Annotated in this window: 21 protein-coding genes; 7 read left to right on the top strand and 14 right to left on the bottom strand. The window is 41.3% G+C overall.

Annotation, left to right across the window (positions count from 1 at the left end; translation table 11 throughout):
- Positions 1-12: 12 nt before the first annotated feature.
- Positions 13-675: a response regulator transcription factor gene (locus J5X91_RS13395; RefSeq protein WP_011329573.1), complete on the bottom strand. Its 663-nt coding sequence runs from the start codon at positions 673-675 to the stop codon at positions 13-15.
- 101 nt (positions 676-776) lie between these two features.
- Positions 777-3,068 carry a TonB-dependent receptor gene (locus J5X91_RS13390; protein WP_058374420.1) on the bottom strand — a complete coding sequence of 764 codons (2,292 nt, stop codon included), beginning with the start codon at positions 3,066-3,068 and terminating at the stop codon, positions 777-779.
- A gap of 354 nt (positions 3,069-3,422) precedes the next feature.
- Between J5X91_RS13390 and J5X91_RS13385 the strand changes: the two genes are divergently transcribed.
- From J5X91_RS13385 to fusA, 7 genes are all read left to right on the top strand, one after another.
- Complete coding sequence (locus J5X91_RS13385) at positions 3,423-4,724, top strand: SLC13 family permease (protein WP_011329571.1); 1,302 nt, start codon at positions 3,423-3,425, stop codon at positions 4,722-4,724.
- A 9-nt stretch (positions 4,725-4,733) separates the two neighbouring features.
- Positions 4,734-5,918, top strand: a complete 1,185-nt coding sequence (locus tag J5X91_RS13380; RefSeq protein ID WP_182678405.1) for a homoserine O-acetyltransferase — start codon at positions 4,734-4,736, stop codon at positions 5,916-5,918.
- Positions 5,919-5,927: 9 nt separating this feature from the next.
- Positions 5,928-6,689 (top strand): 3-hydroxybutyrate dehydrogenase, encoded by a 762-nt coding sequence (locus tag J5X91_RS13375; protein WP_208835002.1) that lies wholly within the window; start codon positions 5,928-5,930, stop codon positions 6,687-6,689.
- A 9-nt stretch (positions 6,690-6,698) separates the two neighbouring features.
- Entirely contained in the window at positions 6,699-7,406 is a 708-nt protein-coding gene (locus tag J5X91_RS13370) for a CoA transferase subunit A (protein ID WP_011329568.1), read from the top strand.
- Positions 7,407-7,417: 11 nt separating this feature from the next.
- Positions 7,418-8,074 (top strand): 3-oxoacid CoA-transferase subunit B, encoded by a 657-nt coding sequence (locus tag J5X91_RS13365; RefSeq protein WP_024594936.1) that lies wholly within the window; start codon positions 7,418-7,420, stop codon positions 8,072-8,074.
- A gap of 83 nt (positions 8,075-8,157) precedes the next feature.
- Entirely contained in the window at positions 8,158-8,517 is a 360-nt protein-coding gene (locus tag J5X91_RS13360; RefSeq protein ID WP_208835001.1) for an HTH domain-containing protein, read from the top strand.
- 199 nt (positions 8,518-8,716) lie between these two features.
- Positions 8,717-10,801 (top strand): elongation factor G, encoded by a 2,085-nt coding sequence (gene fusA / locus J5X91_RS13355; protein ID WP_011329565.1) that lies wholly within the window; start codon positions 8,717-8,719, stop codon positions 10,799-10,801.
- A gap of 415 nt (positions 10,802-11,216) precedes the next feature.
- On the opposite strand, the gene mdoH is transcribed toward fusA, so the two are convergent.
- The 12 genes from mdoH to ubiE form a co-directional block, all read right to left on the bottom strand.
- Positions 11,217-13,178 carry a glucans biosynthesis glucosyltransferase MdoH gene (gene mdoH, locus J5X91_RS13350; RefSeq protein WP_089368883.1) on the bottom strand — a complete coding sequence of 654 codons (1,962 nt, stop codon included), beginning with the start codon at positions 13,176-13,178 and terminating at the stop codon, positions 11,217-11,219.
- Entirely contained in the window at positions 13,150-14,757 is a 1,608-nt protein-coding gene (locus tag J5X91_RS13345; protein ID WP_182678397.1) for a glucan biosynthesis protein G, read from the bottom strand. Before J5X91_RS13345 ends, mdoH begins: the two co-directional genes overlap by 29 nt.
- Before the next feature lie 383 nt (positions 14,758-15,140).
- Positions 15,141-16,151 carry a porphobilinogen synthase gene (gene hemB, locus J5X91_RS13340; RefSeq protein ID WP_011329560.1) on the bottom strand — a complete coding sequence of 337 codons (1,011 nt, stop codon included), beginning with the start codon at positions 16,149-16,151 and terminating at the stop codon, positions 15,141-15,143.
- A 2-nt stretch (positions 16,152-16,153) separates the two neighbouring features.
- Positions 16,154-18,019 carry a diguanylate cyclase gene (locus tag J5X91_RS13335; RefSeq protein ID WP_208835000.1) on the bottom strand — a complete coding sequence of 622 codons (1,866 nt, stop codon included), beginning with the start codon at positions 18,017-18,019 and terminating at the stop codon, positions 16,154-16,156.
- Positions 18,019-18,804 (bottom strand): TatD family hydrolase, encoded by a 786-nt coding sequence (locus J5X91_RS13330; RefSeq protein WP_208834999.1) that lies wholly within the window; start codon positions 18,802-18,804, stop codon positions 18,019-18,021. The genes J5X91_RS13335 and J5X91_RS13330 overlap by 1 nt, the downstream gene beginning before the upstream one ends.
- A complete protein-coding gene (locus tag J5X91_RS13325; RefSeq protein ID WP_011329557.1) occupies positions 18,804-19,301 on the bottom strand; it encodes a hypothetical protein in 498 nt (165 codons plus the stop codon). The genes J5X91_RS13330 and J5X91_RS13325 overlap by 1 nt, the downstream gene beginning before the upstream one ends.
- Before the next feature lies 1 nt (position 19,302).
- Positions 19,303-20,043 (bottom strand): twin-arginine translocase subunit TatC, encoded by a 741-nt coding sequence (gene tatC / locus J5X91_RS13320; protein WP_208834998.1) that lies wholly within the window; start codon positions 20,041-20,043, stop codon positions 19,303-19,305.
- A gap of 48 nt (positions 20,044-20,091) precedes the next feature.
- Positions 20,092-20,424, bottom strand: a complete 333-nt coding sequence (gene tatB / locus J5X91_RS13315; RefSeq protein WP_058374404.1) for a Sec-independent protein translocase protein TatB — start codon at positions 20,422-20,424, stop codon at positions 20,092-20,094.
- A 5-nt stretch (positions 20,425-20,429) separates the two neighbouring features.
- On the bottom strand, positions 20,430-20,678 hold the full coding sequence (gene tatA / locus J5X91_RS13310) for a Sec-independent protein translocase subunit TatA (protein WP_197182253.1): 249 nt from the start codon (positions 20,676-20,678) through the stop codon (positions 20,430-20,432).
- A gap of 80 nt (positions 20,679-20,758) precedes the next feature.
- A complete protein-coding gene (gene ubiB / locus J5X91_RS13305) occupies positions 20,759-22,360 on the bottom strand; it encodes a ubiquinone biosynthesis regulatory protein kinase UbiB (RefSeq protein ID WP_197182254.1) in 1,602 nt (533 codons plus the stop codon).
- A gap of 9 nt (positions 22,361-22,369) precedes the next feature.
- Positions 22,370-23,047, bottom strand: a complete 678-nt coding sequence (locus tag J5X91_RS13300) for an SCP2 sterol-binding domain-containing protein (protein WP_197182255.1) — start codon at positions 23,045-23,047, stop codon at positions 22,370-22,372.
- An 11-nt stretch (positions 23,048-23,058) separates the two neighbouring features.
- Entirely contained in the window at positions 23,059-23,814 is a 756-nt protein-coding gene (gene ubiE, locus J5X91_RS13295) for a bifunctional demethylmenaquinone methyltransferase/2-methoxy-6-polyprenyl-1,4-benzoquinol methylase UbiE (RefSeq protein WP_011329553.1), read from the bottom strand.
- Between the last annotated feature and the right edge of the window lie 43 nt (positions 23,815-23,857).

Genomic DNA, 23,857 nt, shown 5'->3' with positions numbered 1-23,857 from the left:
AGTGTTTGTGGGCTAGTTTACTTCTAACTTACCGACTTGCGATAGCTGGTTAAATAAAATGCCAGCTTGGGTGCGGTTATAAACGTTGAGTTTGCGTAAAATAGCAGAAACATGCTGCTTAATAGTGGTTTCTTGAATCGACATTTCAAAAGCTATTTGCTTATTCAGTAAACCGTCGGCAATCATGGCAAGTACGCGGTATTGTTGCGGGGTAAGCTTTTCGAGATTTAGGGCAAAGCTGCTTTGCTCGTCATTAACAACTACGTCGGTTAAATCAATATCTGCGGGCAGCCAAGTGTCGCCATTGAGTACATGGCCAATAGCTTCGCCTATTATATCGAGCGATGATGATTTAGGAATATAACCTGCGGCACCTAAGCTCATAGCTTGTTTTATAATGCTGGGAGTTTCGTTGGCAGAAACCATAATTACTAAAATGTCGGGGTAATGATTACGTAGTTGCGATAGCGCTTGTAGGCCATTAGCACCGGGAATGGTTAAATCTAAAAATATAAGTTCTATTTCTGGGTGTATTTTGAGTAAGGCAAACAGTCCGTCTATGTCGCTGGTTTCTTGTATATGCTCTTCAGGAACGCAGGTTGCGGCTGCTTGGCGTAATGCACTTCTAAACAACGGGTGGTCGTCGGCAATTATGGTATTCACAGCAAAAGACATTCCAAATATTCTCCAATACATTTAGTTATAAGTGATTTTGCACCGTGAAACAAGGTTTGTCTGTTGGGGATAACACAGACAAACCTTTCACATAATAAAGACTAGAAGCGGTAGCCAACAGTTAACGACACAGTACGTGGGTCGCCAAAGTAGCCAATTAAGGTATTATCACCGCCTAAACCAGGCTGGTATTTGCTTACATTCGTTGGATCACTCGGATCGGGTGCTACAAACTGGTAACCGCCAATCATGTATTCTTCATTGGTGAGGTTTTTACCATATACACCAGCGGTCCAATGGCCGTCGGCGCTGTACCAAGTAACGCCTAGATTAAGCAGTCCGTACGCGTCTTGAGTTAGTAGGCTGTCTTCTTCAAATAAGGCGTAATCACCACGGTGGTAGTAATTACCATTAACTACAAAGTCGCCCATATCTGTGTACATGCGGTACGTAGCGCCTAAGTTAAAGGTTAAGTCTGGCGTGTTTGATACGCTAAAGCGATCAGATTTATCAAAGGCTGCGCCGGTATTTGGGTCAAAATCAATTACGTTATCAAAGCTACTGTCTATATAACCAATTGAGGCATTAAAGCTTAGTGACTCAGTAGCAACATAGTTAAGCTCTATTTCTACGCCATCTGATGTTGATTCACCAATATTACCTAAACGTTGGTTTAGGTCAGATCCGCTGTCGCCTGGGAGTACCGAAATATACTGGCGGTCTTTATGATCAAGGGTAAACAAGGTTATGTTTGCGCGTAAGTTATTATTCCATTCGCTTTTCATACCAAATTCAAATGAATCAACAACTTCTGGCTTTGCTGCTGGTTCAGGCGTGGTGGCTCTTGGGTTAAATGTACCCGACTTAAAGCCTTGGGCGTAACTGGCAAAAAACATAATATCGTTACTGTATTGGTACTCAACGCCCGCTCTTGGGGTAAAGCGCGACCAATCTTCGCTATCATCTAGTACGGTAGGTACTAGTTGTCCTTCTGGGCGAACATAACCTGGGATCCAGCCCGACTCAGGGTAAACAGTGTCGAATATGAGGCCATTATTTACAATCGCTTCTTTGCTGTCTTTGGTATAACGCGCGCCTAGGGTCATTGACCATTTGTTATCAAAGTCGTAAGAGCCTTGAATATAGGCAGCTTTACTTGTTGAGTTACTACAACCACTTACTTCACGAGTTAAACCTGGTAAGTTTAAAGATTTACCAAATTCTTCGAGTATGGCTTCAAACTGGCCACACGACTCGCCATCGTAGTAATACAAGCCCGACACTAATTTATAGTTATCGCCTTGATGATTTAGCTGTATTTCGTGAGTGGTTTGCTCATCTTCATATATAGCGGGTACATCAAAAATACGCTTTGAGGTGTTATCAAAGTCGATATTGGTTGGCGAGTAACCATCTCGGCTGGCGCCAACATATTTAATGCTTGTGCTGTCACTCATATCCCAACGTGCGGTAAAACTATAACCTTCAAGCTCTACTTCGTTCCAGGTAGGTAAGCTGGTGTAAGAGTCGTATACGCTGTCGGGTACTGGAGCGTCAGTGAGTATACTAGGTAGTAAACGATAGCCGCCTTTTGAGTTTGAGGTGTCTTTGGTTTTATCCCAAGCAAGTTTAAAAAATAAGTCATCTGTTGGCGTGTACTCTAGGGTAACGCGGGCTGCGGTTACGTCTTTGTTGTAGTTTTCACGATCTTGATTGGTTAAATCTGAGGTTAAAAACTCACCAAAACCATCGCGGTTTAAAGTAGCAAAACCAAAGCCAACATAGAGCTTTTCATCAATAAGCGGTAGTTGCCCGGTAACTTTTAGATCTTTTTGACCATAACTACCTACCGTGCCTTTAATGTTAAGGGTTGCATCGCCATCCATTTCTTTGGTGACGTATTTAATTGCGCCGCCAATAGTGTTTTTACCATATAGCGTGCCTTGCGGGCCGCGTAGGACTTCAATTTGTTGCACGTCGAGCAAGTCAAGTACCGCGCCTTGTGGACGCGCTATGTATACGTCATCTATATAAATACCTACACCGGCTTCGTATCCCCATAGCGGATCTTGTTGGCCTACACCCCTAATAAATGCAGTAATAGTTGAGTTAGTACCACGGCTAGATTGCAGTGTAGTGTTAGGCGAAAATTGTTGTACTTCGGTCATTACACTAATACCGTTTTCAGCCAGTTCTTGTGCGCCAATAGAGGTTACTGCTACCGGTACTTCTTGTAAGTTTTCTACCGTTTTACGCGCCGTTACTTCAATGCGCTCTAGCTCGCCTTTGTTAACTTGGTTAGTTTGTTGTTCTGCTGCATAACTATTTGCACCGATCAGCGCCAATGACACAGCGAGTGTAACGGGTGCGACTTTTTTATTGAGCTTTATCATGTTGATTACCTTTTATTGTTGTGATTAATGCCAACGGAATAAATACCAGCTATTTATTTGCCTATACCTAAGTGCCGTTGTTTAAGCCTCGCCATCGCTAACTACTAAGATTGCTGCAGACCTTTACTCATTGCTCATGTCACCTGTTAACTACTTTAGAAGATTGTTACAAAAAATGAATTAGTACCATAGTGCTATACCTAGGTTAAACCCATATATAACAATGCCTGCAAGCCTAAATATAACTATGTAGTACCATAGTGCTATGTATTTAATTACAAATAAGCAACAATATAATTAACATTACTGCGATGTCACCTCATCTTTGTAATAACAATAACTTTAGGAAAGCTTATGCTGAGCATGATAGGGCTAGTAGGTGGTTTAATACTGCTGATTATTTTAACTTTGCGCGGGGTAAATTTATTTATAGCCGCACCGCTATGCGCGTTACTTGTAGCACTGAGTAGCGACATGGCAATTTTTCCTGTCACGGCCGATATTAATTTTATTAATGCTTATATGGATGGTTTTGCTAGTTTTTTAAGTGCATGGTTTTTTATGTTCTTGCTGGGATCACTATTTGGTAAGTTTATGGAAGACACCGGCGCTGCCGATAGTGTGGCCAGTTATATAGTTGGCAAATTAGGTATGAAACATGCTGTTTTAGCAATAGTGATAGCGTGTGCGGTATTAACCTATGGTGGTGTTAGTTTATTTGTGGTGGCTTTTTCGGTGTACCCGATGGCGCTTAGCTTATTTAAAGACGCAAACCTGCCACGGCGCTTTATTCCGGCTACGCTGGCTTTTGGCTCGGTTACTTTTACTATGACCTCGGCAGGATCGCCCGAAATTCAAAATTGGATCCCAATAAAATATTTAGGCACCTCCCCCTATGCCGCATGGGAAGTAAGCCTAGTGGTGGCTATTTTTATGGCGACATTTGGCTATTATTGGCTCAATAAAATGATAAAAAAAGCGCTTGCCAATGGTGAGCATTTTGAAGAGCGCGATGACGATCCAAGCGTGGTTGATCGTAAAAGGCCACACCCTATTACTGGGCTTATTCCGCTATTAGTGGTGCTGCTATTGTCATTCACTTTACATGATACATTACAACAAACCGCGCTTATTATTGCCCTACTAGGTGGCGTGCTGAGTATTATGGTAATTAACTTTAAGTACTTTCATGATCTGGCTGGCGCTGTAAATGTAGGAACAACCGGGGCATTAGTGGCAATAGGAAATACAGCCGCGGTGGTTGGGTTTGGTGCAGTTGCCAAAGTGTCACCAGCATTTACTGCCGCGGTTGAAGTAATGACCCATATGCCAGGTAATGAGCTAGTAGGCGCGGCCGTAGCGGTAAGTGTAATAGCGGGGCTAACGGGTTCTGCCTCAGGAGGGCAAGTTATTGCATTACCACTGGTTGCTCCAGGATATATAGATATGGGGGTTAACCCAGAGCAACTACACCGCGTGGTAGCTATTAGTTCAGGTGCGCTAGATACCTTGCCGCACAATGGTTATGTAGTTACTTTGATCCGCGCTATTTGTAAAGAAACACATCAGCGTGCTTATTGGTCTATGGCTGCGTTAACAACCGTAGTACCGCTAATTGGGGTTGCATTAGCAATTGGCTTATTTATTTTCTTTTAAGGGATAACAATGAAAACTAAATTAATAATGAGTGTACTGCTGTTAATAGTAAGCACAGTTGCTTATAGCAATGATAAAACAGCGCCTATGTTGGTTGAAAAACAACATTTTACCACTAAAAATTTTACTACTGTGTCGGGAGTTACGCTTAGCCGAGTAGACGTAGGCTGGGAGAGCTACGGTACTTTAAATAAAGCTAAAGATAATGTGGTACTAATTACGCATTATTTTTCGGGCACGTCGCATGCAGCTGGTAAATATAAAGCCGATGATGCCTTGGCGGGTTATTGGGATGCGTTAATTGGTCCAGGTAAAGCAATCGACACTAATAAATACTTTGTAATTAGCTCAGACACTTTAGTTAATGCCAATTGGCACGATCCTAATGTAATTACGACTGGCCCTGCATCAACTAATCCGGCAACAGGTAAACCGTATGGCCTTGATTTTCCGGTAGTGACCATTACTGATTTTGTTGAAGTGCAAAAACGCTTACTCGATAGTTTAGGTATTAACAAACTGCATGCCGTAATAGGTGCCTCAATGGGATCGTTTCAGGCACTGGAGTGGGCGGTACGTTATCCAGAGCAAGTAGAGCGCTTAGTACATGTAATTGGTGCGGCAACCATGGATGCATGGACTGTGTCGGCACTAGAAAAGTGGGCTATGCCAATTCGTTTAGATAAAAACTGGCAGCAAGGTAATTACTATAATAAAGAGCGCCCGCTTGCAGGGCTTACCGCTACGCTACTAAACATTACCCAAGATGCTATGCATCCGCTTATTTATAACGCTAGTTTCCCAAATTTTGAGGTGCTAGATGACGACGCACTGCAAGATATTCGTACCTTACCAAAAGTAAACCAGGTTTTAGAGGCTAGAGCATTAGCTAAAGCTAAGCTACAAGATGCAAACCATGTGTTGTACTTAGTGCGAGCATCGCAGTTATTTACCGCAGGTAGATCAGCCAATTTAACTGATGCCCTAAAAAAGGTGCAGGCAAAAACCTTATTGCTACCTGCCACTAACGATTTATTACTACGTCCCGAAAATGTCCGCAAAATGCACTCAATAATGGATGAACTAGGTAAGGAGGTTACTATTTCTGAAATTGCGGGAGGCTGGGGTCATTTAGATGGGCTATTTTCGATTACGCCTAAAGCGCAGCAAATTAGTGAGTTTTTAGCCAACTAGGAGGCCTGCATGAGCAAAACAATTTTAATAACCGGTGCAGCCAGCGGTATTGGCTTATATATAGCACAGCAATTAGCCGCAGCGGGTCATCATATTATAGTAACCGACCTAAATGCAGCGCACGCAAAAGAAGCGGCAGAAGATATTGTTATTAATGGCGGGAAAGCCCAAGGTTATGCATTAAATGTGGCCGACAGCGAGGCAATTACCGTTTTTTTTAAGCAGTTACCGCAAGCTGTTGATGTACTTATAAATAATGCCGGCATTCAGCACGTAGCAAAGCTTGAAGAATTTCCGGCTGATAAATGGCAATTTTTGCAGCAAGTAATGCTCGTTGGGCCCGCAATGATGACCCAAGCGGTATTGCCTAAAATGCGCGAACAAAATTTTGGCCGAATTATTAATATTGGCTCTATTCATGCCATGGTGGCCTCTAAATATAAGTCGGCCTATGTGGCCGCCAAACATGGCTTAATTGGCTTTAGTAAAACCATAGCGCTTGAAACAGGAGATGCCAATATAACCATTAATACCGTGTGCCCCGCGTATGTGAAAACTCCGCTAGTAGAGCAGCAAATTGCCGCACAAGCCAAAGAGCATGGTTTATCTGAGCAACAAGTTATCGATACTATTATGCTAGCACCCATGCCTAAAAAAGCCTTTATTGGTTTAGATGAAATACACCATACGGTAACCTTTTTAATGGCTGATGCGGCGCGAAACATTACCGCACAAGCTATAGCAATAGATGGCGGCTGGACCGCACAATAGGAGCTAACAATGGCAGGATTCGATAAAGTAGTAAGCAGTTACAGCGAAGCAATGGCAGGGCTTGAGGATGGCATGACAGTGATTGCCGGTGGTTTTGGCTTGTGCGGTATACCGGAGGGACTTATTGGCCAAATTAAACGCCAAGGTATTCGTAACTTAACTGTGGTGTCTAATAACTGTGGCGTAGATGGTTTTGGTTTAGGCGTGTTACTAGAGGATAAACAAATACGCAAAATGGTGGCCTCGTATGTGGGCGAAAATGCCTTATTTGAGCAGCAACTACTTAGTGGTGAGCTAGATGTAGAGCTTACTCCACAAGGTACACTGGCTGAAAAAATGCGCGCTGGTGGTGCAGGTATTCCTGCTTTTTATACCGCCACTGGAGTAGGCACGCCAGTGGCTGAGGGCAAAGAAACGCGCAATATTAATGGTCGAGACTACTTGTTAGAACACAGTATTACCGGTGACTTTGCCATTGTAAAAGCCTGGAAAGCGGATCGCTTTGGTAATTGTATTTATCGCCATACCGCGATGAACTTTAATCCTATGGCCGCCACCGCAGGTAAGATAACTGTACTCGAAGTAGAAGAAATTGTAGAGCCTGGGGAGTTAGAGCCAAGCCAAATACACACTCCCGGTATTTATATCGATCGGGTTATAAAAGGGGTGTTTGAAAAACGCATAGAAAAAGTGACCACCCAAGCAGCAAAGCAATAAGGAGTAAGCTAATGGCATTAACACGTGAACAAATCGCCAAGCGAGTCGCGATGGAATTACAAGATGGCTATTACGTTAATTTAGGCATTGGTATTCCTACCTTAGTAGCTAACTATGTCCCCGATAATATTGCAGTAATGCTGCAATCAGAAAATGGCCTACTGGGTATGGGGCAGTATCCTACTGCCGATGCGCTCGATGCTGATATGATAAACGCCGGTAAAGAAACCGTTACTGCCGCCACTGGCGCAGCAATTTTTAACTCAGCCGAAAGCTTTGCGATGATCCGCGGCGGTCATGTTGACTTAACCGTATTGGGTGCCTTTGAGGTTGACCAAAACGGCAATATTGCTAGCTGGATGATCCCCAATAAGTTAATAAAAGGTATGGGCGGTGCGATGGATTTAGTGGCTGGTGCAAAAAACATTATTTGTACCATGACCCACGCTAATAAGCATGGTGAGTCAAAATTACTCAGTGAGTGCAGCTTACCGCTCACCGGTGTGGGGTGTATTAATAAAGTAATTACCGACTTGGCCTTACTGGAAATTAAAGATGGTGCATTTCATTTATTAGAGCGCGCCCCCGGAGTGAGCGTAGAAGAAATTCAAGCGAAAACACAGGGGCGTTTAATTATCCCTAAAAACACACCCGAAATGACATTTTAATAATAGCTTATTAATTAAGCCCGCATTGTTGCGGGTTTTTTATAACTTAAAAAGCTACCAATTTATTTATTATAAAACCACTCATGTTAAGTAGGTTAGATCAAGCTCTGGCACGTTTTGAAGCTCGCCAACAATGTTTTTCGGCTGCTGTTGAGGTGACGAAGTCTATGGTTGATACCCTATTTGGTTCAAAAGAGCGTGTTAGTACCACAACACGCTTACCCAAAGGAGTCGACTCGCTTACCTTAAAAAAAATAATAACTGCATTTAATAAACATAAAGAAACAGCATTTACAGCTCAGCAAATGGGTGATTTAGTGGGTGTAAGCCGATTGACTGCTCGCCGATATCTAGAATACATGCTTGAAGCAGAGCAGGTTAGAGCTGATCAAAGCTATGGTAGTATTGGTCGTCCAGAGCGTTGCTATAAAATATGCCAATAAAATAAAGAGTACAGAGTAAGGTAAGGCCTCATTAGGTAAATAGATCGCTCGCTCGCACTACAAAAAATAGCTATTTCAAAGGATGGATCATTTTTTTTATATAATTGGCTGCATTTTAAGCGACTTCTATGGTGATGTTCGCTTTAAGTGATGTTATACTCTGGCCGAATAATTTTTCGACTTTATTAAGAGTAAACTAATGGCAGATTTATCGAAGTACAGAAACATTGGTATTTTCGCGCACGTTGATGCGGGTAAAACTACCACCACTGAGCGTATACTAAAGCTTACTGGTCAAATCCACAAAAGTGGTGACACGCACGATGGCACATCAGTTACAGATTTCATGGATCAAGAGTCTGAGCGCGGTATTACTATTCAGTCTGCGGCTGTAAGCTGTTTCTGGAAAGATCACCGTTTTAACGTTATCGATACTCCTGGACACGTTGACTTCACTGTTGAAGTTTACCGTTCACTTAAAGTATTAGATGGCGGCATCGGTGTATTCTGTGGCTCTGGTGGTGTTGAACCACAATCAGAAACTAACTGGCGTTATGCGAATGAGTCAGGTGTAGCACGTGTTATTTTCGTAAACAAATTAGACCGTATGGGTGCTGATTTCTTCCGTGTAACTAATCAAGTACAAAAAGTACTTGGTGCAACTCCATTAATCATGACTTTACCAATCGGTAGAGAAGATGAGTTTGTTGGTGTTGTTGACGTTCTAACCAAGCAAGCATATGTTTGGGATGCGACTGGTCTTCCAGAGAACTACACTATTGAAGACGTTCCTGCAGACATGGTTGACCAAGTTGAGGAATACCATGAGTTACTTATCGAAACTGCTGTTGAGCAAGACGATGAGCTACTAGAAACGTACATGGAAGGTGTAATCCCTTCAATTGAAGATGTGAAGCGTTGTATTCGTAAAGGTACTCGTGACCTTGCTTTCTTCCCAACATACTGTGGCTCAGCATACAAAAACAAAGGTATGCAGCTTATTCTTGACGCAGTTGTTGATTACTTACCATCTCCTACAGAAGTTGATCCTCAACCTCTTATGGATGAAGAAGGTAATGAAAACGGCGAATTCGCTATCGTATCTACAGACCTACCATTTAAAGCGTTAGCATTCAAAATAATGGATGACCGTTTTGGTGCGTTAACATTCGTACGTATTTACTCAGGTAAACTAAACAAGGGTGACACTATCCTTAATGCGTTTACTGGTAAAACTGAGCGTGTTGGCCGTATGGTTGAGATGCAAGCAGATGACCGTAATGAATTAGCTAGCGCACAAGCTGGTGACATCATTGCTATCGTAGGCATGAAAAACGTGCAAACTGGTCACACATTATGTGATCCTAAGCACCCAGTAACACTTGAGCCAATGGTATTCCCAACTCCAGTAATCTCGATTGCTGTACAGCCTAAAGATAAAGGCGGTAATGAGAAAATGGGTGTTGCTATCGGTAAAATGGTTGCAGAAGATCCATCTTTCCAAGTTGAGACTGATGAAGATTCAGGCGAAACTATTCTTAAAGGAATGGGCGAGCTTCACTTAGATATCAAAGTAGATATCCTTAAGCGTACTTACGGTGTAGACCTTATTGTTGGTCAACCACAGGTTGCTTACCGTGAAACTATCACTAAAGAAATTGAAGATAGCTACACGCATAAGAAACAGTCTGGTGGTTCTGGTCAGTTCGGTAAAATTGATTACCGTATTAAGCCAGGCGAAGTTGCTTCTGGTTTCACGTTTAAATCATCTGTTGTTGGTGGTAACGTACCTAAAGAATTCTGGCCTGCAGTTGAGAAAGGCTTTAAGTCAATGATGGGCACTGGTGTTCTAGCTGGCTTCCCAGTACTTGACGTTGAAGTTGAGCTTTTTGATGGTGGCTTCCACGCAGTGGATTCATCAGCAATCGCGTTCGAAATCGCTGCTAAAGGTGCTTTCCGTCAATCTATCCCTAAAGCGGGTGCACAACTTCTTGAGCCAATCATGAAAGTTGACGTGTTCACGCCGGAAGATCATGTAGGTGACGTAATCGGTGACCTTAACCGTCGTCGTGGTATGATGAAAGACCAAGAGCCTGGTTTAACTGGCGTTCGCATTAAAGTAGACGTACCGTTATCAGAAATGTTCGGTTACATCGGTTCATTACGTACAATGACATCAGGTCGTGGTCAGTTCTCTATGGAGTTCTCACATTACGCACCATGTCCTAATAACGTTGCTGAAGCTGTAATCGCTGCAGAAAAAGAGAAAAAAGCTGCTAAGTAATTAGCACCTTAACTCTTTAAAAAAACCCGCACATGTTGCGGGTTTTTTATTGCCCATAATAAAATTGATATATTAGGGTGTGCTTATCTTTCGAGGTTAAATTTACAGCATTGCGTTTCCTTTTAAGGCTAGGTAATAACGGCGCGTAAATGCCCAGCATGCGCTAATTTGGCGTTAAATATAACGATTACAGCGAGCCCAATGAGTTATTAACTTAGCTGTGTGTATGAAAAGTTATATAGTGTGAGGAGTATTGCGATGATGCGCTATACTCCATGATATTATTGTTGAGTGGTATACCTTTGCCTATAAACGCTACTAATTTAATACAATTAATAAAAAAGGTGTAAACAGCTAATTGCCGACAATAAAAAAGGAGCTATTTGTAGCTCCTTTTTTATTTTAAAGTGTGGCGCTAGCTAAGCTTTTTAATTAGCTTTTCTTTTAGCGCTTTCATCTTTGGCGAGCGTGACTTATTAAAGCTTTGTATTGGCATGGTAACCAAGTGCTCTTTTGGCAATGCGGGTATAGTTAAAGGGTATTGCCCTGCGGTGGGTACCGAAATCTCTTTAAGGTGCACTTTAAGTGCCTCTAGCATGGTATCGTTATCTACTTCACTAGGGCAGATAAATATACCTAGCTTTCTGAGTTTAACCCCCAGTTTTATACTGCTTGAATAACGCACTATAGGTGCAGCTAGTACTAAACCTAGTAATATAGGTGATAGCCACCAAAAAAATACCGGCGTGAAGTAATACGCTGTGCTACCCCAAGCAATAGCGACCAAAGTAGAAAATAACGTATAACTAAACGCTTCTTTCCATGGCACCATACGGCCTTCTCGTGGTTGAGCATCCCACTTAACTTTTTTGCCTAAAAACACACAAACAACAAAATAAGCATGAAACACCATCATTAATGGAGCCATGACAATAGCAAAAACTGTTTCTATAATTGCGCCTAACGTAAGCTTAATAGCACCACCGAAGCGGTTTTTTCTGTGCACCAAGGTTACGATTATACCCATTAGTTTTGGTAGCAATAAAATAACAATAGTAAGATAGAGCAGAGCATCAATTAAATCGGTTTTAGCTATTTGCCAAGTAGGGAACAATTGATAAGCGCGGTTAAAATAAACGTCGCTATTTAAAGCACGTGTTACGGCATCAACCGTACTTAACGCGAGCATAAGTAACCATATTAATGACGAAATATAAGCGGTAGCGCCAAGTAAAAAGTGAAATTTGCTCATCAGCTTTAACTTTGGTGACGGGAGTAATCCAATGTGTTGAATATTACCCTGTACCCAACGTCTGTCGCGCACGGCATAATCTAAAATATTACTTGGGACTTCTTCATAGCTGCCTTCAATATCTGCAAGTAGTAATACTTCCCAATTTGCACTGTGTAGTAATGATGCTTCTACAAAGTCATGGCTGAGTATTTCACCACCAAAAGGAGCATTGCCTTTAAGTGTGGGTAAACCACAGCAGTCAATAAATGCGCTTACTCTAATTATGGCATTATGGCCCCAGTAGTTTGCTTTATCGGTTTGCCAAAATGCCGATCCTGTTGCCAGCATAGGGCTATAAAGTACCGAAGCAAACTGTAAAAAACGACCAAAAAAGGTATCTTGGCGTACCGGAATAGGAATGGTTTGAATAAGTCCTACTTGCGGGTTGTTAATCATGCTTGCCGTTAGCTCTAGCATGCATTTACCTGTCATAACGCTGTCGGCATCAAGCACAATCATATGATCGTACTGGCTTCCCCAGCGCTCACAAAAGTCGGTTAAATTACCTACTTTACGGTGTTTATTATCTTCGCGGCGACGATAAAACAACTGCTTTGATGTCTCGCCTAGGCGCTCACACAAAGCATGCCAAGCACTTAGTTCATTTTTAGCTATTGTTGGATCTTGTGTATCACTGAGTAAATAAAAATCAAAGTTGGCTAATTCCCCAGTCTCTTTTAATGACTGTAAGCTAACTTCAAAGCCAGCAATAACACGGTGTGTATCTTCGTTATAAATAGGCATTACTATGGCAGTTTTTTGCTGAGAAAATGCCTGACTATCAAGCTTTATAGGTTTTATGCGCCTAAGGGTAAGCGGATCAATACGCAGTAACTGCAGTACAAACCCTATAGTACCACTACAAAATGCGGTAACAATCCATGCAAAGGTAATTGAAAATAATGCCAGCAAAGCATATTCAAGTGGTGTCATACCATTTGAGTTTAAAATTTCAAACATAATAGAGATGCCATACGCAGATATACCAATTGCGGCAATGGCAAATAACCAAATACGAAGTGCCTTAAAGGGCATAGATATTTTGGTGGTTTGTTTACTTGATGTCATTTGGATACCAAACATAACTCCATACCTCGCTAATTTCTTTATCATGCAGCTTTAACGATAAGCGCATGTCTACAGGTTTGCCGTTTTGTGGAGCTATTTTAAAAGCAACTCGCCAGCCTAATGAATCAGGTAATTTTTGCACAGTTACATCTCTAACCTCACCCGTTGTTAATTGGATGTCGGCATTTAAATTTAACTTTTCTGAAAGCTTATTTATATCAGGCCCAGCAAAATCAACCGTAAATTGGCGATGGCTTTTAGGTGGCGGATTATCTTCACCCGGTAATGCCGCGCTACCAATGCGAGTGCGAACTGCGCGTGCCTTATCATGCTGAGTTAAGTAAGCATTAAAGGTGGTCATTTTATAGCTTAGCTTTAACGAATCGCCTGCTTTAAATGGTTTTTCAGGTACCCAGTAGCTCACTATGTTGTCGTTTGTTTCTGTATCTGTCGGTATTTCTACCAGCTCTACTCGACCATTTCCCCAGTCACCTTCAGGCTCTATCCACAGGCTAGGGCGGTTGTGATAATGCGCTTCAATATCAAAGTAATTATTAAATTCACGATCACGTTGCGCTAAGCCAAATCCCTTAGGGTTCTCGTATGAAAAAGAGGTTACGCTAAGTTGCGACGGATTATTAAGCGGACGCCAAATCCAGTTGTTATCCTGAGATTGGGTTAACAGTCCGTCTGAGTCATGCACTTCTGGGCGGTAATCGTCAAAAAATTTAGTGCTGTTTTCGCCGTGATAAAACATGCTTGTTAGTGGTGCTACGCCTAATTTTTTCACGTCTTTACGGGCAAAAATTTGCATATCTACTTTAACGCTGGTGTTGGTGGTAGGGTCAATACTAAACTTATAGGCGCCGGCAACCGATGGGCTATCAAGCAGTGCAAAAATGATAATGTTAGTTTGTTCTGGCTGTGGTTTTACTAGCCAAAACTCTTTAAACACAGGAAACTCCTCACCAGACGCTTCAGCAGTATCAATTGCTAACCCTCGCGCCGATAGGCCATACACTTGATTAGGCCCAACAACTCTAAAATAAGAAGCACCTTGAAACACCATTACTTCATCTTTGTACTCAGTGGTATTAATTGGGTAATGCAGCCTAAATCCAGCATGGCCTAATTGTTTATTGGCAATACTCTTGGCTATTTCATCTTTTAAAGGTGCTGCAGTACCATCGTACTGATAAAAGTCAGTACTAAACGGCAAACGGCTAAGTTTAGAATCGCTATCAACTGTATTAATTGTTACTGGTGTTTTATATAAAAAGCCGGGGTGAAACAACTGTAGCTCGTAAAGACCTTCATCTTTCCACATTGACTTGTCTTGTTTAAAACGAATAGAGCGATAATCTTGATATTCAATATTATTTAGCGCATCTAGCTCGATGTTTTTAGGGGCAATATACTCCTCACTCGCTAATTTTTGAGCGCGGGCGCTGATCACATCAAATAAACTGTCTTGCGGGATGGCAACGTCAAGCGTAGCGGAAAATGCTTGCTGAGCTGAAAAAACAAGAAACAAGCTAAGTAATGGTACTGAGGCTTTTTTCCATGTTGATATTAGGTGAATTGGTGCTTTCATTTTCGTTCCTTTATAAAAACATGACTTATTTTTACAGTTAAGATTAATATCGATTTATTAATTTGTTTCATTGGTACTTTTAATAATAAACGTATAAAAAGGCTCAAGTATGCTTTGTTGTTTACAGGCTAAATACGAGAGTGAGTAGATTTAGTACGGATAGTACACAAAGTTTACTGAAGCTTGTCTGAATTACATTTGTATATATTAGGTTTTAATTGGTACAAAATTAATCCCAATTAAATAAAGCAAAGAGGAGGGCTAATACTGGTTATATAGGTAGCAGTTTTTGTTGAGTTATAGCAGCGTAAAAATGATGTAGCACTATTTAAGTTTGTAATTAAAAATAAAGTAAGGCGGGCTTGTTGCCCGCCTTGTAAGGCTTACTTTTTAGCTAAGTATTGTGCAGCTTGCTTAGCAAAATAGGTAAGAATACCGTCGGCGCCAGCACGTTTAAATGCCAGTAGCGACTCCATAATAGTGGCCTCTTCAGCTAACCAGCCGTTATCAATAGCAGCTTTGTGCATAGCGTATTCCCCACTTACTTGATAAGCGAAGGTTGGCACGCCAAACTCATCTTTAACTCGGCGTACAACATCCAAATATGGCATGCCAGGTTTAACCATTACCATGTCGGCGCCTTCTTGCAAATCAAGCGCGACCTCGCGAATGGCTTCGTCAGAATTAGCTGGATCCATTTGATAGGTTTTTTTATCAGCACCCTTTAAGTTACCGGCAGAGCCTACCGCGTCTCTAAATGGGCCATAATAGCTTGAGGCGTATTTAGCTGAGTAAGCCATAATGCGAGTGTGAATGTAGCCATCGGCTTCAAGTGCCTCGCGAATAGCGGCAATTCTGCCATCCATCATGTCCGAAGGGGCAATAACGTCAGCACCTGCTCGGGCGTGCGACAGTGCTTGCTTAACTAGTATGTCAGTTGTGATGTCGTTAATTACATAGCCACTTTCATCAATAATGCCGTCTTGTCCGTGGGTGGTAAACGGGTCTAGCGCGGCATCAGTAATTACACCTAACTCAGGGAATGCTTCTTTTAATGCACGTACTGTACGTTGTGCTAAACCATCATCGCTATACGCTTCTTCAGCATGTAATGACTTTTTGTCGGCCGGTGTTACCGGGAAAATAGCAATGGCGGGCACACCGAGCTCAACCAGTTCTTTGGCTTCTATAAGCAGTAAGTCAATTGATAAGCGCTCGATACCGGGCATTGATTCAATTGCTTCACGACGGTTTTTACCTTCGAGTACAAATACCGGATAAATAAGATCATTAACGCTAAGCTGGTTTTCAGCCATAAGACGGCGTGAAAAATCATCGCGGCGCATTCTGCGCATGCGAGTATATGGGAAAAGATCTAGACCAGATTGGGCCATATTTATACGCTCCTACTTTGGGATTGTGGGATTGGAAAATTAATCACTTGGTTACGACCATGCTGCTTGGCAAAATACAGTGCTTTGTCGGCACGTTCGGTAAAAATTTCAGGATTATTTATATCTTCAGCAACGCTAGTATACACTCCCGCGCTGATTGTAAATGAAATAGTAGTGCCAGCCACATGCACATTATTAGTAGCAATAGCGTGGCGAATTTTTTCAGCAATGGCTATCGCGCCATCATTTTGGGTGTTGGGCAATAGCACCACAAATTCTTCGCCGCCGTAACGTGCTACTTCATCAAGCGGGCGTTGTAATTGCTTTTTAATAGTATCAGCAGCAGTACGAATAACCTGATCGCCAGTTAGGTGGCCATAGGTATCGTTTATTACCTTAAATTTGTCTATATCAAGCATAATAACACTTAATGGTGTTTGTTCGCGACGCGAGCGGCGCAACTCCATCACTAATTTTTTATCAAAAAAGCGTCGGTTTTTAATACCAGTTAAGGGATCTTCCATGTTTAGCTGTTCAAGCTCACGGTTTTTTTCTTCTAGTTCTCTTAGTGTTACTTGTAACTCAAAAGTACGCTCATCTACTTGTGTTTCGAGCTCTTGACGCACGCTTTCTTGTAAAGATAGCCGCTCATGTAATAAGGCATCTTGGGCAGCACTTTTGGCTATTAAGGTTTGTTGAGTAGTTACTTGTTCATCGCGCTGTAAAATAAAGAGTTTCATCACCGCATATCCAAGGGAGAAAGCGCAGCTAAGAGAGCAAATAAACACAAAAGCCACTCTACTGTTTGTAAATATATAAAGCCCTGAAACAGTAATAATAAAATAAACAATTGCGGCTAAAAAGCTGCATAAAGCTAGCAAAAGTGCTTTTTGGGGTTCTGATGGGTTTTGGCGAATACAAAGTAAGGTTGTTACAACATAGTAGCCTAAAACAATGGGAGTGGTAATAAGGCAAAATAAGGTGACAACAAGTGTGGGAAAAAGCCAAATAAACGCAATAAGCAGTGCATATATAGCTATTATAATTTTTTGCACTTTAAACCATGTAACGGTTTTAGGCTGGCATACCTGTTGCTGTAGAGGTAAAAAAAGTACCGTTATCAGCATCACCAACATGGGGATCATAAGTTGTACTGTGCCCGCAGAACGTGTGTGGATGAAACTAAAGCCACAAATAAAATATAATAAGATGCTGAGCATTAATGTTATAGCGCCCGTATAAGCAAAGTATTGCTTACGCGAAAAAGCATATAAAATAAGACAGCTAATCGCTAAAGAAAAAACAAAGCCAATTAATAATCCGTAAAGCAAATTAAGCTTACTTTTATATGTAAAGAGCGCATCTGCCTGCCATAAGGTTAAAGGCACGCGTAATCCTGAGCTATTGCTCACTTTAACGATAACAGTGGTATTACTGTGAGTAGGAAGCGTTAATTTTACCAGCAAAGGTTCGTTTTTTATTTGTTGTTGTGGCAGTAAAGGAGGGGCATTAATATTTATTGAGGAGGATCGTCGCTTATCGAGTAAGTGATATACCTGTACTTCATTTAATAGCGGATTATCGATAGAGAGTATTGGCGTTACACGTGTATTGAGCGTGTTTTTAATTGTAAATTGGATCCAAACAGGGCGTTGTTCAACGCCTAAATTAAGAGGTTTGTTGGTTAACGTTTGCCACTGTTTAAGATCGCTCTGCTGGGCGGTTGTTATAGATGTAGGCGCAAAAGAATAATAAATAGAGTTTATTTTTTCAGATGTAAACTGCTCATCTATCTCTATCGTATTAGCGGCTGCTAAACCAGCAAAAAGGATAGTTAATAGACTTAATAACACCCCAATAACTTTCATTACTTAGCTTTTAAATCAAAAATATTATAAAAATTTAGAGTCGTTTGCTGCGCTATTGCCTCAGGAGTAAGGTTATATAATTGGGCAATTGTTTCGCACACATAAGTTAATAAGGCAGGTTCATTACGGCGAGATTTAGGCTTTGGGTTAACGGTGCGCGGAATCAAAAAAGGCGCATCAGTTTCTATTAGCAGTTTATTAAGAGGGATACTGGGGATTAATTGTTGTAGTTCTTTTCCACGGCGTTCATCGCAAACCCAGCCGGTAATGCCTATATAAAGCCCTAACGCTAAGTAGCTTTTTAATGCCTGAGCGTTACCTGTAAAGCAATGTAATACGCCGCGTACATTAAATTCTTTTAAAATACTGAGCATGTCTTCGCTGGCATCACGTTCATGCAAATATACAGGTAAGTTTAGCTGTTCAGCTAGGGCAAGCTGGCGTCTAAGTACACTTCGTTGTACATCGCGAGGCGAAAAATCACGGTTATAATCAAGGCCGCACTCCCCAATGGCTATAACTTGTTTATGGCTTGCAAGTTGAGTGAGTTGCGTCTCAAGCTCATCAGTAGCCGATTTAGCATCGTGAGGATGTACGCCTGCTGTAGAAAATTGCTGATGCTCTATAGCCAGCTCAAGCGACTGCTCACTGGCTGCTACATCGCAGCCTATAATCAGCATATGCTTTACTCCCGCAGCTTTAGCGCGGGCAATAATATCTTGATGCTGTTCATCAAACTGATGGTTAGTTAAATTAACCCCAGCATCAATTAAACTGTATGGCATTATTGAGTACGTTTAACGCGTATAGAGCGGTTTTGACCTTCTTTTTTTAATAAAAAAGAATTAAATACACCACGACTAATAACCACGTTGTCATCTTCTTTTAGCGTTATGCCGTCAGATCCAATTTGGCGCCATTGTTGGCCGTTTTCTAGAGTAATAATTAACTCACCATAAGCTGCTTCTTTAATGGCTGATACAGTTGAGCTAATAGAGCTGTCATTTTCTTTCGCAATATTTTTATGCTCTAAACCAAACTCTTCTGCTTGTGTTACCGCTACAGCAACAGGTGCGGTGGCTTCTGTATTTGTTGGTGAGAGTGTTTTATTTACAGTAGGTTTGCTCAGCGGTTTACCGGCAACCGTATTATCGTAACAAAGCAGACGATTAAAGTCGTTTTCAATAAAGCTACATGCTTGCAGTGCTTGCTCGTTAATAGCAGTGGCTGCAAAAGTCGGTGCGCTTAACAAAACTAATAGTGAGAGTAGTTTTTTGTTCATATTATTCCTCAGATTCTTGTTGTGGTTTAGCGGTATAAAATTTAGCCAGAATTAGGCCTAGCTCAAACAAAATAAGCATAGGTAGCGCTAATAAAGTTTGTGACAATACATCGGGCGGTGTTAAAAACATCGCCACTACAAAAACACCCACTACAATATAGGGGCGTTTTTCTTTTAAACTTTGCGTTGTTGTAGCGCCGCTCCAGCACAGCAGCATAATGGCTACTGGAATTTCGAAAGCGACACCAAAGGCAAAAAATAGTTTTAGTACAAACCCTAAGTAGCTACTTATATCCGGTGCTAAGGTGAGCATTGCAGGACCCGCACTGGTAAAAAAGCCTAAAATAATAGGCAGTACTACAAAGTAGCAAAAGGCAATACCACCATAAAACAAAAAGATGCTTGAGGCGAGTATTGGCATTAACATACGTTTTTCGTGTTTATACAACCCCGGAGCTATAAAACCCCAAACCTGGTGTAATATCCACGGAATAGAGGCAAATAATGCGACAAATAACGTTAGTTTAAAAGGGGCAAAAAATGGCGCTGTGACATCAGTTGCTATCATGGTTGCAGTGCTTGGCAAATGTGAAATTAATGGCGCTGCAACAAATGTATAAATGTCGTTTGCAAAATACACTATTGCAATAAAAATAACTAAAATACTTAATAGTGATTTAATCAGCCGGTCGCGTAATTCAATTAAATGCGCGACAAACCCCGGTTTTACTTCCTCAGCCATTATTATTTATACCATTTAGTAAGCTGACCACAAAGTGAGAAATTAATTTCACTTTGTATCATCAATATTTTGCTTATTAGAGGGATCGATTTGAGTTTTTTTATAACTGTGGGTCACAGACTGAGCGGCCTGTTGTAGTTCAGTTAGTGAACTTTGTAGTTCAGGACTTAAATCGGTTAAGTTTTGTTGCTCCGCTTTTTTAAGGTTTTCGTGTAATTCGTGCACACGCAACTCTTCGCTCACTTCAGCTTTCACTGAGTTAGCAAGCGACTTTGCAGTTTTTATCCAGCGGCTTACCGTTCTAATTGCTACAGGTAAACGCTCTGGACCAAGCACCACTAAACCAACAATTAAAACAACAATTAGCTCCCACATCCCCATGCTAATTAAACCTTGTTATTGTCTTTATTTTTTTCAGTATCGGCAGAATCAAGCGGTGCACTTTCTTCTGATTTTTGAATCTGCTCTGGCTTTTCTTTATCTGTATTTTGTTCGTCAGACATTGCTTTTTTAAAGCCTTTAACTGCTCCACCTAAATCACCACCAATACCGCGTAATTTTTTAGTGCCAAACAAAAGTACAATAATTGCTAATACAATCAATAACTGCCAAAGACTAATACCGCCAAATCCCATGTTTATCTCCCGTTTTCATAATTATAAAGTGTATATTTTAAATACTAATTATACGCCTAAAAATGTAAATAGCACTTAGTTTATGTGCTACGCCATGCTGCTATAAAACCAATAATAGCGCTACTTATAGCGATACTTGCAGCAATTAAATCGTGCTGTAAATAAAATAATGCAGCAATAACCATAGCCGCACTGCTAAACAAACCTAAAACCAAAGGTTTATGAGATCTCTTCGGAGCCTGTACTTGAATTTGTGATGGGCGTTTTAAGCTTTGATAAATTAGATCGGGCAGCTCTGGCATTTTTTCGGCCCAAAAGGGTAATTGTGCATACATTTGCTTTATAACCGATAACGGACCAACTTGTTGCTTAACCCAGTCTTCTAAAAAGGGCTTAGCGGTTTTCCATAAATCTAATTGTGGATAAAGCTGGCGGCCTAAACCTTCAACATACAGTAAGGTTTTTTGCAGTAATACCAATTGTGGTTGTACCTGCATATTAAAGCGCCTTGCAGTATTAAATAAATTAACCAATACATGACCAAACGAAATTTCAGCTAAAGGCTTATTAAATATAGGTTCGCAGACAGTGCGAATAGCAAATTCAAACTCTTCAATACTGGTGTCGGGCGGTACCCAACCCGAGTCCACATGCAACTGCGCAACTTGGCGATAATCACGATTAAAAAAGGCTATAAAGTTTTCCGCTAAATAGCGTTTATCTTCTTTGTTTAAGGTGCCTACAATACCGCAATCTATACCAATATATTTAGGGTTTTCGGGGTGCTCACGAGAAACAAAAATATTACCTGGGTGCATGTCAGCATGAAAAAAGCTGTCTCTGAACACTTGGGTAAAAAACACTTCAACGCCACGCTCAGCCAGTAGTTTCATATTGGTGTTTTGCGCTAATAAAGCATCAGTATCTGATACCGCAATACCATAAATACGCTCCATTACTAATATATTATGGCGGCTGTAATCGCTATAAACGGTAGGGATGTAAAGCGAATCTGAGTCTTCAAAGTTACGTTTAAGTTGAATGCCGTTTGCACCTTCGCGCATTAAATCAAGTTCATCAAGTAGAGTCTTTTTGTACTCTTTTACTACTTCCACAGGACGCAGACGTTTTGACTCGTGGTGTACTTTTGCTAACACCTTAGCGAGCTTTTCCATTAAGGCTAAGTCGGCGTTAATTTGTTGATTAATGTTAGGGCGGATTACTTTAATAACTACATCTTGCTCTATACCATTTGTGTCAACTAACGTTGCGGTATGTACTTGTGCTATTGATGCCGACGCCAGTGGTGTTTGTGAAAACTCACTAAAACGCTCGCTTATGTCATTAATTTCGAGAGCTTTTTCTATTATTTTTTGTGCAAGTTCGCCGGGAAAAGGTTCAACCTGATCTTGCAAAAATGCCAGCTCTAATGCAATTTCGTGCGGCAGTAAGTCACGACGCGTAGAGAGCATTTGGCCAAACTTAACCCATACTGGGCCAAGCTGTTGTAGGGCTAAACGTAATCGCAGCCCTGCGGGCTTATCTTTATGCTGATTACGCAGCCAAAATAAACTACCTCGGGCTATTTTCGCAAACCAAGGGATTTTATGTTTTGGTACTAACTCATCTAATCCGTAGCTAAGCAGTGTTTTAGTGATGTAATACAGTCGTGCAGTTGACACAAAAAATCCTTAGCGGGTAGTCAAAGTGGTTAGTAAGGCATTAATACGTTGTTCTATAGCAGCAACTTGGCCTTTAAGCTCACGGTTTTGTTGTTTAAATTGTTTAAGCTCTAACGGATGAATGGTAATTGCCAATTCATCTTGGCATAAGCTTGTTAGGGTGCGGCTTAACTGCGCTTTTGCTTTATTGCCGTGTTGCTGGAGCGTTTTGAAGTGTAAATATAATTGTTGTGCGGGAGCATCACCAAGGTGCGATGAAAGCTGCTCAGGCCAATCTATATCTAGTGTTGAAAATGCATTGCTATAGGTTTGAGCTATGTTTAAATCGCCTTGTAAATCAAGTTTGTCTTGGCGAATTAGCTGGGTAAGCATGGCTGGGTTTTTTAGCGCAAGCAGGGTGTTAAGGTCGGCGCTAATCATGCAATCTGCGTCTGTATCACTGGTTGCGCTATATAAATGAAGTTGCTTGTCGCTAAACACTAGCAGCAGCTTTAGCTGAGAGCCCCTAACATCAACGACTAAGCGCTGATGCTTAACTGCTGCCAACTTTCCCGATAGGCTTGTATCGAGTTTAAGTGCTTGATTAAGTATTCGCTCCACGAGCGAAAGTACTAAGTTGGGTAACATAAAAAAATCAGTTGAGGGAGCCTCAGTAGAATTTTTTTCGGTTGCTTGCTCAAGCGCCATAATTATTTACCTTAGTATTTAAAGCCACGATGCAGCGCAACAATACCACCGGTTAAGTTTTGATAAGTGGTTTGCTCAAAGCCTGCATCAGACATCATGCTTTTAAGCGTGTCTTGATCTGGATGCATACGAATCGACTCAGCTAAATACTTGTACGATTCGCTGTCGTTTGCCACTAACTTACCCATAGTTGGTAATAAGTTAAATGAATAAAAGTCGTATGCCTTACTGAGTATTTCATGCTCTGGCTTTGAAAACTCTAATACCAGTAAGCGCCCGCCTGGTTTTAAAATGCGGTACATTGAGCGTAATGCTTTGTCTTTGTCGGTTACATTACGTAAACCAAATGCAATAGTGATCAGATCAAAGCTATTATCTGGGAATGGTAAGGCTTCAGCGTTCATTTGCACGTAGTCAATATTGCCAACTAAGCCTAAATTATGGAGTTTTTCACGGCCCACTTTTAACATAGACGAGTTAATATCACCGAGTATAACCTGACCGGTTTCTCCGACTAGTTGGCTAAATTTTGCAGTTAAATCGCCCGTACCACCGGCTAAATCTAAAACATGGTGGCCTTTACGAACGCCAGAGCTGGCTATTGTTTGACGTTTCCATAAACGATGTACCCCAAAAGACATTAAGTCATTCATTACGTCATATTTTGCCGCAACTGAATGAAATACGTCTGCAACCATTGAGGCTTTATCGTTTTCGGCTACCGTTTTATAGCCAAAATGCGTGGTCTTTTGTGGTGTTTCGCTCATCATTAATCTCTATCGTGGTAATAAAGACTAGTGTACTTGATTG

The organism is Pseudoalteromonas sp. K222D (assembly GCF_017653575.1).
GTDB lineage: Bacteria > Pseudomonadota > Gammaproteobacteria > Enterobacterales > Alteromonadaceae > Pseudoalteromonas > Pseudoalteromonas nigrifaciens.
The sequence above is the reverse complement of the archived record's forward strand: the minus strand, read 5'-3'. Positions and strand labels throughout refer to the sequence as shown.